We start from the raw sequence: 11,401 nt of genomic DNA, 5'->3' as shown, positions 1-11,401 counted from the left end.
TGGGCGTGCTGGGGCTGTACGAGCACGACGCGATCATCTCCATCCTCACGCTGGTGGACACCGCGCTCATCGCGGTGCTGCTGCTCATCATCGTGTTCAGCGGGTACGAGAACTTCGTCTCCAAGCTGAGCATTGGCGACCACGAAGACCGGCCGGGGTGGATGGGCAAAGTCGGCTTCTCCGACCTCAAGATGAAGCTGATCGGCGCCATCGTGGCGATCTCGGCCGTGGAGCTGCTCAAGGCGTTTCTGGTGAGCACCACGCTCACCGGTGAGCAGATCGGCTGGAAGATCGCGATCCACCTCACCTTCGTGATCTCGGGCCTTCTGTTCGCAGCGTCCGACTGGATCAGCGAAAACCGCAAAAGCGCCTGATCGCCGGCTCAGTGCCGGTGCAGGTGGTGCGCGTCGGGCACATGCGGGTGCTCGTGCTGCGTTGGGGCGTGCTGGTGCCAGTGGCTGTGGGTGCCGTGTGGCAAGGACTGGTGCGTGTGCAGGTGGTGCCCGTCGTCGTGTGAATGGGCGTGTTCGTGCTCCAGTGCCTCGTGCATGTGCGCGTGGCTGTGGCGCTCCATCAGGTGCAGCAGCACACCGAGCACCATGAGCCCACCTCCCACCGCCATGAGCGCGCTGCCCGAGCGCTCGCCCAGCGCGAAGGCGCCTGCCGCGCCGATGAACGGGGCAAACGCAAACACCGAGCCGGTGCGCGCCGCGCCAAAGGTGCGCTGCGCCAGCAGATAGAAGCGCAGGCTCAGGCCATAGCCGGTGGCGCCCACGGCCAGCAAGGCCAGCGCGTTCGTCCAGCCGGGCAGGGCTTCGCGCGCCATGAGGGCCAGCGCTGCCGTGGCCGTGGTGCCCAGCAGCGCCTTGGCCCACACCACCTGGCCGGGGTCGCGGTCGGCCACGCCGCGCGAGAGGGTGTTGTCCACACCCCAGGCGGCGGTGGCCAGCGCCACGGCCAGCAAGCCGAGCAGTTGCACCTGGCCCGCCAGGCCTTGTTCCACCACCAGCAGCGCGCCCCCGGCCAGCAGCAGCAGCACGGCGCCGATCACGCGGCGGTCCATGGTTTCGCCAAACCAGCGCCAGGCCAGCACGGCGGTGAACACCGCCTCACACGTGAGCATGAGCGAAGCGCTCGACCCGCTGGTGCGCTGCAGGCCCCAGGCCAGCGCCACCGGCCCGACCACTGCGCCACTTGCCGCCATGGCCAGCAGGCGGGGCAGGTCGGTGCGGCGCAGCTGTGCCTCGCGCTGTGTGGGCCGGCGCAGCAGCAGGGCCGCCAGCGCCGCGCCCGCATACAGCAGGGCGGCGGTGGTGAACGGCCCCACGCCAAGGCCGAAGCGCTGCACCAGCGGCGTGCTCAGGCCAAACAGCAGCGCCGCCACCAGCGCAAGCAGGCCGCCGCGCAGGGCGGGAGAGGGCGGGGTGAGGGTCATGGTGTTGAGCGGTGAGCTGAGGCGCCAAGCGTATGCCGGCGCACCGACTTTGTGGCACCTCTGTGGCGATGCTCCGGGTCTTTCACCGGAGGACTCTGCCGGCACAAAAAGCACACATCGCTGGCCAGGTCGAACGCCGCAGCGATCGTCAGATCGCTCGCTTGATGTCGCTGTAGGTGCCGCGCGTGCGCAAGACCAGCGTCACGTCGGCCTGACCCCGGTTGCGCCAGTACCAGCCGTGGTTGCCGGTGAAGGCCGCGACCAGGGCGCCGTCGTCGGCGGGCACGCCGCGCCCCTTCTCGTAGCTGATGGAGCGGCCACCGCCGTCGCCGTGCGTGTCGAAGTTGACCGCGCCGCCTTCCACCACCCAGCTGTATTCGGCCTTGTCACCTTCGCGCATGCGCAGTTTGATTTCAGCGCCTTCGCCGGGGGTGAGCGTCACGCGCATCTCGTCGCGCCAGGGCGCTGCCTGCGCCGCCTCGACGACGGGCGCTGGCGTTTGGGGCGTTGCCTTGGCGGCGGGTGCCGGCGCCGCCGCAGCGGGTGGCGCTGCGGCGTCTGCTTCGGCCTCTGCGGCCAGTTGCTGTTTGATCTCGCCCATCTCGGTCAGGCGCAGAACACGACCCACACCGGTGGGGTCGATGCCGTACTCGGCGGGCAGCACCACGGTGATGAGCAGGACGGCGGCCGAGATGACGGCCAGCAAGGTGGAGCGAAGCAGTTGCCGGGACGATGGCAGGTCTTCAGGCAATGGGGTGTGGCTGTTGTACATGGTTGGTATGTCCGGGGTGTTCACGATACGAAGTAACCGGTGAGCTGCATGCCCACCAGAACGAAGCCCGCGCTCATCATGGCGACGTTGGCGGTGTAGGCGTGGCGCGCAAAGCCGGGTGTGCGCCGCCAGTGGCCCATGGCGATCAGGATGGCGGCGAGCGCCAGCAACTGCCCGATCTCCACGCCGACGTTGAACGCCAGCAGGTTGGGCACCAGGCCATCGGGCGAGATCTCGTACTCCAGGATCTTGGTGGCCAGGCCGAAGCCGTGGAACAGGCCGAACACCAGCGTGGCGGCACGCGTGTCGGGCTGAAACCCCAGCCAACGCTGGAAAGCGCCGAGGTTGTCGAGCGCCTTGTAGACCACCGAGAGGCCGATGATCGCGTCGATCAGGTAGCTGTTGATCCCGACGTTGAAGTAAACGCCCAGGATCATGGTGGTGGAGTGACCGAGCGCAAACAGGCTCACATAGAGGCCAATGTGCGAGAGCCGGTACAGGAAGAAGATCACCCCGAACAGGAACAGCAGGTGGTCGTAGCCGGTCATCATGTGCTTGGCCCCCAGGTACATGAAGGGCAGCAGATTGACGCCGGAAATCTCCTGGATGTAGCCCTTGTCGCCCTCGGTCACCGCATGGGCCAGGGCCTCACCGGTCCCGAGAAACAGCGAAAGGAAGAGCGCCGATAAAAGCAACAGGTGCCTGGGCCCGATCGCCCATGGCGAACGTGGCAGCCTGTCTTGAAGAATGCTGTGCATGAAGACTCCATTGGTCTGAGAAAAGAAATCGCTGCACCAGGCAGCGCAAAGACAAACCGTCTTTCAGACCATGGGTGGGCGTTCCAGCCGGAACGCCTCCACCAGTTCGGCCCATGGCCGTGGTGTGCTCAGCCAGCTCGGTGACCGGGCCGCCACGCTGCCCCAGGCGTCTGGCAATGCGTGGGCTTTGTCGTGCGAGTGATCGTCGCCGTGGTGGGCGTGGTCCGCTGCCGTGTCGATGTCGCTCGGGTCGTGCGCATCCAAATGCGAATGCGCGTCTGGATGCACCGCTGCCAGCTCCGCCAGGCCATGCGACCTCACGTTGCCCACGGCCGCCAGCACGGTGCCAACGACCAACGCCAGCAACACCAGCCACCAGAGGCCGCGCGTGAGCCCGGTGGGTCTCGCAGGCAGAGCGGCGCGCAAGGTCATGGTGTGCAGGGCTGTCCGGGTGTGGATGAATGGGCCGTCATGGTACCCCGTGGCAGGCGCACGCTTCACCGTGCGCGGCCGACACCAGCTCGTCCAGAATGCCGCAGTGTCCTTGGTGCGTGCCCGAGCAGCGCGCCCGCAACTGCAGCAGTTGTTTCTCCAGCGCCCGCATGATCTTGAGCCGCGCGCGCACCCGCGCCAGTTGCTCGTCCACCAGCAGGTCCACGTCGTGGCAATCGGCCAGCGGCGCCTCCACAAAACCCAGCAGCCGGCTCACATCGGCCAGCGGCATGTCCAGCGCGCGGCAGTGGCGGATGAAGGACAGGCGCTCCAGGTGCTCGGCCGCGTAGTCGCGGTAGCCGTTGTCGCGCCGCGCCGGCTCGGGCAGGAGACCCTGTTTTTCGTAGTAGCGGATCGTTTCAACATCCACGCCCGTGGCTCGGGCCAGTTCCTTGATCTGCATCTCGAAAACCCTCGTTCAAAGAAGTGATTGACACTGTAGCGACTCCAGGGTTTCCAATGCAGGCGTTGAAAGGAAAAACCATGTCCGCCCATTGCTGCGACCACGACACCCCCAAGGTCGATGCCATCGTCAACCTGCCGCGCTACCGCAAGATCCTGTGGATTGCCCTGATCGTCAATGCGGTGATGTTCTTCATCGAGATCGGCGCCGGCGTGCAGGCCGGCTCACTCTCGCTCCTGGCCGACGCGGTGGACTTTGCTGGAGACGCACTCAACTACGCCGTGTCGCTCGCGGTGCTGGCGTCTGCCCTGGCCTGGCGCGCCCGCGCGGCCATGCTCAAGGCGGTGAGCATGATGGGCTTTGGCCTGTATGTGCTGGGCGCTGCGGTGTGGTCGGTGTTGTATGGCGGCGTGCCGCAGGCCACGACCATGGGCGCGGTGGCGCTGCTGGCGCTGGTGGCCAACGTGGCCGTGGCATGGATGCTTTACGCGTTTCGCGAAGGCGACGCTAACATGCGCAGCGTGTGGCTGTGCTCGCGCAACGACGCCATCGGCAACGTGGCGGTGTTCATGGCCGCACTCGGCGTGTTCGGCACCGGCTCCGCCTGGCCCGATCTCGCGGTGGCCAGCCTCATGGCGGCGCTGGCGCTGCATGGCGGGTGGACGGTGATGCGGCAGGCGCGCGGGGAGCTGGGTGCAGACGCTGCGAAATACGCCGGTTCATCAGAGCCCCATGAACGTCCCTGAGCAACTGGGCACTTCACCATCCCCTGCGAGCCGCCACACGCGCGCCTGGCGGCGTACTTCGACCCCGCTTGACAGTCCCGGAATGGCGGGAATAGCATGATTGCGCTCCTTTTCGCGAGGGGCGAGAAAAGCACACAACCACCAAGGAGACAAGCAATGAACCGGCTATTGATCGCTGCGCTTCCCTGCGCGCTTGCTGCGTGCGCAACACCGTCCGGCGTCACCACGTCGAGCGGACCTCCTCTCGCTGTCCCCACGCTGTCGCACACGGTTGTCCTGACCAAACTGGACAGCCCGTGGGACATGGCGTTCCTGGCGGACGGCACCATGTTCTTCACCGAAAAATGCCTCGGTCTGTCGGCACGAAAACCCGACGGTGCGGTGGTGAAACTGCTGGGCATGAAGGACGCCAAGGGCTATGCCTCGAACGCCAACGACCTGTTCTGCGAAGGCCAGGCCGGCATGGCTGGCGTCGCTGTGGATCCGAGCTTCGCGAGCAACCGCTACATCTACGTGTATTCAACATCGAGCCTCACGGCACCCGGCACCAACCGCGTGATGCGTCTGAAGGTCAATGACGGCATGACCGCCGTGTCCGACCGCACCGATATCGTTGCCGACATCCAGTACAAGCCGCGCGCCAGCGACCATCCGTTCGGTGGCCCCGGCGCACACAACGGCGGCCGACTCCGCTTCAATCCCGGTGATGGCTTCCTCTACGTGACCACCGGCGACACGCACAACGGTGTGGTGCCGCAAAGCCCCACGCTGATCGGCGGCAAGGTGCTGCGCATCGACCGCGACGGCAAGGCCGCCCCCAACAACGGTGCGCCGGCAGGCTTCGACCCCCGCGTCTACACCTACGGCCACCGCAATCCCCAGGGCATCACCTTCCGGCCCGGCACCAACCAGGCGTACACCGCTGAAAACGGACCTTGGCACAGCGACGAGGTCACGGCCCTGGTGCCCGGAGGCAACGCAGGCTGGGATCCGCGCCCCAACGTGGGCGGGCGGGGTGCCTGCCCGGACAACTACTGCGGCTACAGCCCCAACCAGATGGGCGCCATGGACCCCAGGCAGCGCGCCGCCTTCATGCCGATGACCGACACCAAGACCTACCCGGCGGCCATGAAGCCGGCCTGGAACAACGATGGTCTCTCACAAGGCATGTTCGGTGCCACCTTCCTGAGCGGACCGCAATGGAAGGCGTGGAACGGCCGGATGGTGGTGGGCTTTGGCGGCATCGGCATCCACGGCACACCGGTGGGCAACCGCCTGGACGTGCTGGACATCTCGCGTGACGGAGCGTCTGCCACGCGCACCACGGTGAACCTGCCGATGCCCGCCGTGCGGTTCCGCTCGCTCGTGCAGGGGCCCGATGGCAACCTCTATGTGGCCAATGACGAGGGAAACATCTCGCGGCTGACGCCCAACTGAGGGCTCACCACACCCGGTCTTCGTGACCATCGTTCGTGGGGGCCAGCGGGTCCCCACGAACCTTCAGGCAACTCCCCACCATGAAAACCATCCTGCTCCTGTCGGCTCTGGCCACGGTGCTGCCCGCAGGCACCGCGCTGGCGGACGACGAGTTCTACAAGACCAAAAATTGTTTTGCCTGCCACCGGATTGACCGGAACACGCTGGGTCCTTCGTTCAAGAGCGTCGCGGCCAAATACGCCGACGACACAAGCGCCGACGTGATGTTGGCCAAGAAGATCCGGGAGGGCAGTGTCGGCGTCTGGGGTCAGGTTCCGATGCCGCCCCAAAGTCAGGTGTCCGAAGACGAATCGTTGACGCTGGCGCGCTGGATTCTCGGGCTCAAGTGAACCGGCCTTGAGCGCCTGCGGATTCAGATCCGCAGCACCCGCGCCCGCAACCCCGCCTCCAGCGCCACCCCGACCACCACACCCACTCCCGCGTTCCACACCGACACAGCGGCGGTGGTGAGCAGCACGGCGCGGGCTTCCTTGTCGCGCGAACTGCCAGCGGTGCCGATGGTGAGCGAGAAACCGGCCACGAAGAGCATGGCGCCCAGGGTGCCGGCGGGCAGCAGGCCCAGCAGGGCGGTGAGCTGGCTGCTGGCGAACAGGCCCGCGAGCAGCAACACGCTGCCCAGAACGATGGGCGCGCGGCCGGTGCGGGCACCGCAGGCCACTTGCGCGGCCATGCCGCCGGCGCCAAAGCACATGGGCGGTGCGCCCAGGCCGCCAGCCAGCAGGTTCATGAGGCCGGTGCCGCGCGCGGCGCGGTTTTCGTCCAACGCCACAGCGGGGAACAGGCGGCGGGTTTCGGCCACGATGCCGAGGATGGCGTTGCCGAAAGTCAGTGGTATTTGCGCGGCGGCCAGGCCGATGGCGGCGAGCCACACGCCGGGCTGGTTGAAGGCGGGCCACTGCGGCGCGGGCAGGTGCAGTGCCCACGGTGCGCTGGCCAGCGCTTGCAGCAGCTCGGGCTGGCGCCAGCTGCCCACCGCCCAGCCCACGGCCATGAGCATGGGCATGGTGAGCCAGCCACCCCGGCCGAGCAACACCAGCGCCAGCACCACCGACACCGCGCCCAGCACCGCATCACTCTCGATGCGGCGCAGCCCGGCCACGATGAGCGCGATGCCCAGGCCCAGCACCACGCCGTGGATCACGTCGCGCGACACGTGGCGGGCCAGCCAGCGCGCCAGGCCGCTCCACGCGGCGATGAGCCAGAACACACCGGTGATCAGCGCGGCCAGCGCGAGCACGGCCGGCATGGCCTGCCCACCGACCACGGCGCTGGCCAGGGCCGCCGCGCCCACGGCTTTCATGGGTTGCACCGGGAAGGGAATGCCCAGGCGCCAGCCCACCACGATGAGGCTCAGGCCAAAGGCCAGCAAGATGGACGTGGGGTGCACGCCAGCCAGCACGATGAAGCCGACCAGAAACGGCAGCAGGGTGCCCAGGTCGCCGAGCGCGCCGCCGAGGTCGCCGCGCCAGGTGGCGGAGGGCAGGGTGTGGATGTCGTCGAGTTCGTCGGTGGGGGTCACCCGGCGATTCTGCGGCATGGCCGCAGCGGCTGGCTCAGCGCCCGCCCAGGCTTTCCTTCTCCATCAGCAGGTAGGTGTTGTAGGCGTTCATGCGGTTGGCAAAACGGAACATGGGCATGGGCTCGAAGCGGCTCCAGTCGGTGGCGTTGTAGGCCTCTTCAAACGGCACCAGCTCTTTGGCCGCCTTGCCCATGGTGCTGCGCAAATAGGTGAGGTAGTCGCGCATCACCACCATGTCCTGGCGCGGCTCGGTGGACGCGGCGCCGTGGCCGGGCACGACCACCGCCACGTCAAAGCGCAGCAGGCGGTCCAGCGAATTGATCCACTGGTTGCTGTCGGCCTGGCCCACAAACGGCAGGCGCCCGGCGAACATGAGGTCGCCCGCAAACAGCACGCGCTCGCTCGGCACATGGATGGCCAGGTCTTCCGGCGTGTGCGAGGGGCCCACGCGCTCCACCACAAAGCGCGTGCCCGCCAGCTCCAGCGTGGTGGAGTCGGTGAGCCAGCGGTCGGCCGGCACCAGGCGGGTGTTGTCGTCCACCCAGGGCGCGAGTTCGCTGCGCGAAGCAACCAGGCGCTGCGCGGCCGTGTCCGAATTCAGGTAGGTGCGCGCGTCCTGCTGCGCCACGATCTGCGCCCCCAGTTCCTTGAACACCTGCAGGCCGTAGATGTGGTCGGCGTGGTAGTGCGTCACCAGCACATGGGTGATGGGCTTGGGCGTGATCTCGCCAATTTTCTGCACCAGCCGGCGTGCGAGTGCGGGCGAACCCAACGCGTCGATCACCACCACACCTTGGGGCGCCACCACAAAGCCGGCGTTGCTGATGAAGTTCTGGTTGGCCGGCGAGCCGAGCGCGGCCAGGCCTTGCACGTACCAGGTGTTGAGGCCGACCTTTTGCGGCTGCATGTCGGGTGTGGTTTGCGCCGAGGCGCACAGACCCAGGGCGGCCAGGCCCAGTGCAAACGTGCAGACCAGCCAGTGGCGCAAGGTGGTTGGGGTCGAGAACATGGGCGCTCCTTCGCAAAGCTTCAGTGTTTGGCGGCCGGCGTGGCGCGGCTGGCGGCATCAAAGCCGCCTTTGGCCTTCCACTCTTCCATGCCGCCCTGCAAGATGCGCAGGTTGTCCCAGCCCGCCACGCGCAGCGCAAAACCGGCTTGTGCCGACAGCGAGCCGGTGTTGCAGTAGATCAGCACCGGTTTGTCCTTGGGGATCGACGCGCGTTTGGCCAGCACCTGGCGCCAGTCCATGTTGATGGCGCCCGGAATGTGCCCTTTGGCAAACTGCCCGGCGTCGCGCGCGTCGATCAACACGAATTTTTTCCAGTCGTCTTTGGGGATCTGCTCGGCAAAGATCACGCCGCCGCCGTAGTCCACAAACTCCAGATAGGCCTCCATCTCGTCGATGGCGGCGGCCTTGTCGGCCAGGGCGGTGGTGGGGCCGAGCAGGGCGAGGGTGCTGAGCACCGCGAGGGCGATGTGGCGGGGGTGCATGTGGTCTCCGTTATTTGGAAGTAAATTAGCAAGCACTGATATTGTGAGCCGATTTTGAACCGTCGGGAACTTGTGCGGCACCGGACTCCCGACACCCGATGTGCGAGGTCTCCATGAGCAGCAACCACAGCGTTGACTTTTTCGAGCGCCAGTTCGAGCGGCAGATCCACCGGGCCGAATCGGCGCTCAACCCGTTCGAGCAGGCCGCGTTGCCGCACCTGCGCGGCCGCGTGCTCGACTTCGGTTGCGGCATGGGCAACCTGACCCTGGCCGCCGCGCGCCAGGGCTGTTCGGTGCTCGCGCTCGACGCCAGCGAGGTGGCCATTGCACACCTGCACCAAGCGGCGGCCACCGAGGGCCTTGCGGTGCAGGCGCAGGTGGCCGACCTGGCCCGCCACCGCCTGAGCGGGGAGTTCGACGTCATCGTCTCCATCGGCCTGCTCATGTTTCTGGATTGCGCCAGTGCACACCGGGCCCTGGGCGACCTGCAGGCGCACCTGGTGCCGGGCGGCACGGCGGTGGTGAACGTGTTGGTGGAAGGCACGACCTACATGGACATGTTCGACCCCAGCACGCACTGCCTGTTTCCCCGAGACTTTCTGCAGACCCGTTTTGCTGGCTGGGAAATCATCGATGCCAGGTACCAGGACTTTGCGGCACCCGGCAACACGGTGAAGTCGTTCGCGACCATCGTTGCGCGCAAGCCCTGACCGTCGAGGCCTCAGCCGTGCACGCAGCGAAAGCCGATGTAGACCGCGTAAAAATCGGCCGGCTTCCAGGCCACCACGTCGGCCTTCATCTGTGAGGCGCCGTACCACCACGAGCCGCCCATGGTGCGGCGCTCGTTGCCCTGGGCGTCGCTCACCCATTCCCAGACGTTGGCGCCCATGTCGTGCAGGCCGTTGACGCCGGCCGCCGTTTCGCCGGCGGGTGCAGCGCGGGGCCAGCGGTCGGTGTCGCTGGTGTTGGCGCCTTGCGGGCTGTGGCCGGTGGGCCAGGGGTAGATGGTGCCGCGCTGCCACGGTGCGGGTGGTGCGGCGCGCTGTTCGGTGAAGGCTGCGCTCAGCCACTCGGCTGCGGTGGGCAGTCGGCCACCGACCCAGCGGCAATAGGCTGCGGCTTCGGCGTGTGTGAGGTGCACGGCGGGCAGGTTCGCAGAGGCGGGCGCCACGCCGTCGGGCGTGCGCCAGGTCCAGCCCGGCCTGCGCTGCCAGCCGCCGTCAAACTCAAAACCACCGCCTTCGGTTTGCGCGCGTGTGACGGTGGATGTGGCCTGGGCAAAGCGGTCGAACTGCGCGATGGTGACCTCGGTGCGGTCGATCGCGAAGTTGTTCAGTCGCACGCGGTCTGTCGGTGTTGCGGATTGACTCCAGGCCGACCCGGCCACGAGGCTGCAGAGGGCGAAAAACGGTGGGAGAAGGTGCTGTGCGTGTTTCATGATCGGTTGTGATCCGTTTGGCCCGACGTGGTTCGCATCGACCATCGCGCGAAAGCCCCCGCGCCCGTGGTCAGGTGGTCGGCGCTTCGCGACCATTCCTTGATCTGGCGCAACCCGTCGTCGCCGTGTGCGCGCATGCTGGTGCTCTTGGGAATGTCCCATGCAGGAGAACACGATGATCGCACTCAAAACCTTTGCCGCACTGTCCACCCTCGCGCTGCTGGCCGCCTGCGCAGGCCCCCGCGGTTCCCACGGCATGGCCGCGATGGAACACATGCATTCGACGCCGGCGATGCAGGCCATGCACGACAAGGTGAAAAACGCCAAAACACCCGAAGAACGCCAGGCGCTGATGGCCGAACACATGAAAGCCATGGATTGCGGCATGACCGCGCCGCCTGTCCGGTGAGCGCTGCCCCCGGCTCCGTCTACATTTCCAGCGACGCTTCTCGTACACCTTGCCACTCACCCTGGTCAAAGGCGACCTGCGCTGCATCGCCACGGCCCGCGCGCTCTCGGTGGCCTCGGTGATCGGCAACGCGCTGCGCCTGCGGGCGGCGTCGATCCGGGAAGCCTGGTATCGAGCGCGGATGAGCCGTGCACCCTAGAATCCGCCCATGCGCCGCCTGCTCGTCCTCGTCCTGTGTTTGCTGCTGCCCCTGCAGGGGTTCGCGGCGTGGCAGGTGCCAGCGTCACCATGCCCCATGCAGGACATGATGGCCATGGCGGACGAAGCTGGCGAGATGGCAGAGCCCCTGGCCGAGACCATGGACGATTGCTGCAACGACCTGGCCACCTTTGAGCGCACGGGTCAGCCCTGCAAGAGCGTCCAGAGTTGTGTCGCGCCCGC

17 protein-coding genes are annotated in these 11,401 nt (G+C 67.1%); 8 read left to right on the top strand and 9 right to left on the bottom strand.

The annotated features are described in order from the left end of the window. Window positions 1-374 (top strand): YqhA family protein (locus tag ACN4F8_RS22780; protein WP_419475665.1); only part of this gene is annotated, 374 nt, incomplete at its 5' end. An 8-nt stretch (window positions 375-382) separates the two neighbouring features. Here ACN4F8_RS22780 and ACN4F8_RS22775 read toward each other — a convergent pair. From ACN4F8_RS22775 to ACN4F8_RS22755, 5 genes are all read right to left on the bottom strand, one after another. Then, a complete protein-coding gene (locus tag ACN4F8_RS22775; RefSeq protein ID WP_419475664.1) occupies window positions 383-1,435 on the bottom strand; it encodes an EamA family transporter in 1,053 nt (350 codons plus the stop codon). A gap of 148 nt (window positions 1,436-1,583) precedes the next feature. Continuing rightward, window positions 1,584-2,207 carry a transmembrane anchor protein gene (locus tag ACN4F8_RS22770; RefSeq protein WP_419475663.1) on the bottom strand — a complete coding sequence of 208 codons (624 nt, stop codon included), beginning with the start codon at window positions 2,205-2,207 and terminating at the stop codon, window positions 1,584-1,586. 20 nt (window positions 2,208-2,227) lie between these two features. Continuing rightward, window positions 2,228-2,965 carry a HupE/UreJ family protein gene (locus tag ACN4F8_RS22765; RefSeq protein ID WP_419475662.1) on the bottom strand — a complete coding sequence of 246 codons (738 nt, stop codon included), beginning with the start codon at window positions 2,963-2,965 and terminating at the stop codon, window positions 2,228-2,230. 63 nt (window positions 2,966-3,028) lie between these two features. After that, a complete protein-coding gene (locus ACN4F8_RS22760) occupies window positions 3,029-3,397 on the bottom strand; it encodes a hypothetical protein (RefSeq protein WP_419475661.1) in 369 nt (122 codons plus the stop codon). A gap of 37 nt (window positions 3,398-3,434) precedes the next feature. Beyond that, the gene (locus tag ACN4F8_RS22755; protein ID WP_419475660.1) at window positions 3,435-3,860 is read right to left on the bottom strand and encodes a Cd(II)/Pb(II)-responsive transcriptional regulator; all 426 of its coding nucleotides are present in this window, start codon (window positions 3,858-3,860) and stop codon (window positions 3,435-3,437) included. 80 nt (window positions 3,861-3,940) lie between these two features. Between ACN4F8_RS22755 and ACN4F8_RS22750 the strand changes: the two genes are divergently transcribed. The 3 genes from ACN4F8_RS22750 (at window position 3,941) to ACN4F8_RS22740 (ending at window position 6,432) form a co-directional block, all read left to right on the top strand. Next, window positions 3,941-4,606, top strand: a complete 666-nt coding sequence (locus ACN4F8_RS22750; protein ID WP_419475659.1) for a cation transporter — start codon at window positions 3,941-3,943, stop codon at window positions 4,604-4,606. Between the two features lie 156 nt (window positions 4,607-4,762). Continuing rightward, window positions 4,763-6,043 carry a PQQ-dependent sugar dehydrogenase gene (locus tag ACN4F8_RS22745; RefSeq protein ID WP_419475658.1) on the top strand — a complete coding sequence of 427 codons (1,281 nt, stop codon included), beginning with the start codon at window positions 4,763-4,765 and terminating at the stop codon, window positions 6,041-6,043. Between the two features lie 80 nt (window positions 6,044-6,123). Then, entirely contained in the window at window positions 6,124-6,432 is a 309-nt protein-coding gene (locus tag ACN4F8_RS22740; RefSeq protein ID WP_419475657.1) for a c-type cytochrome, read from the top strand. Window positions 6,433-6,455: 23 nt separating this feature from the next. On the opposite strand, the gene ACN4F8_RS22735 is transcribed toward ACN4F8_RS22740, so the two are convergent. Genes ACN4F8_RS22735 through ACN4F8_RS22725 form a run of 3 tightly spaced genes read right to left on the bottom strand, consistent with a single transcriptional unit; the run spans window position 6,456 to window position 9,113 of the window. Next, window positions 6,456-7,640 carry a putative sulfate/molybdate transporter gene (locus ACN4F8_RS22735; protein WP_419475656.1) on the bottom strand — a complete coding sequence of 395 codons (1,185 nt, stop codon included), beginning with the start codon at window positions 7,638-7,640 and terminating at the stop codon, window positions 6,456-6,458. Between the two features lie 16 nt (window positions 7,641-7,656). Next, window positions 7,657-8,631: an MBL fold metallo-hydrolase gene (locus ACN4F8_RS22730; RefSeq protein ID WP_419475655.1), complete on the bottom strand. Its 975-nt coding sequence runs from the start codon at window positions 8,629-8,631 to the stop codon at window positions 7,657-7,659. 20 nt (window positions 8,632-8,651) lie between these two features. Continuing rightward, complete coding sequence (locus ACN4F8_RS22725) at window positions 8,652-9,113, bottom strand: rhodanese-like domain-containing protein (protein ID WP_419475654.1); 462 nt, start codon at window positions 9,111-9,113, stop codon at window positions 8,652-8,654. Between the two features lie 113 nt (window positions 9,114-9,226). Between ACN4F8_RS22725 and ACN4F8_RS22720 the strand changes: the two genes are divergently transcribed. Then, complete coding sequence (locus ACN4F8_RS22720; RefSeq protein ID WP_419475653.1) at window positions 9,227-9,823, top strand: methyltransferase domain-containing protein; 597 nt, start codon at window positions 9,227-9,229, stop codon at window positions 9,821-9,823. 11 nt (window positions 9,824-9,834) lie between these two features. Here the strand turns inward: ACN4F8_RS22720 and ACN4F8_RS22715 are convergent, their stop codons facing one another. Next, complete coding sequence (locus ACN4F8_RS22715) at window positions 9,835-10,551, bottom strand: formylglycine-generating enzyme family protein (RefSeq protein ID WP_419475652.1); 717 nt, start codon at window positions 10,549-10,551, stop codon at window positions 9,835-9,837. A gap of 175 nt (window positions 10,552-10,726) precedes the next feature. On the opposite strand from ACN4F8_RS22715, the gene ACN4F8_RS22710 reads away from it, so the two are divergent. The 3 genes from ACN4F8_RS22710 to ACN4F8_RS22700 form a co-directional block, all read left to right on the top strand. Continuing rightward, on the top strand, window positions 10,727-10,960 hold the full coding sequence (locus ACN4F8_RS22710) for a hypothetical protein (RefSeq protein WP_419475651.1): 234 nt from the start codon (window positions 10,727-10,729) through the stop codon (window positions 10,958-10,960). A 49-nt stretch (window positions 10,961-11,009) separates the two neighbouring features. Further along, entirely contained in the window at window positions 11,010-11,159 is a 150-nt protein-coding gene (locus ACN4F8_RS22705) for a hypothetical protein (protein WP_419475650.1), read from the top strand. A 9-nt stretch (window positions 11,160-11,168) separates the two neighbouring features. Next, window positions 11,169-11,401, top strand: a 233-nt coding sequence (locus ACN4F8_RS22700) for a hypothetical protein (RefSeq protein WP_419475649.1), incomplete at its 3' end; no start/stop codon positions are given.

Origin of the sequence: Hydrogenophaga sp., from assembly GCF_048549895.1 — a bacterium.
Lineage (GTDB): Bacteria > Pseudomonadota > Gammaproteobacteria > Burkholderiales > Burkholderiaceae_C > Hydrogenophaga.
This window is presented reverse-complemented; position numbering and strand designations above follow the sequence as displayed.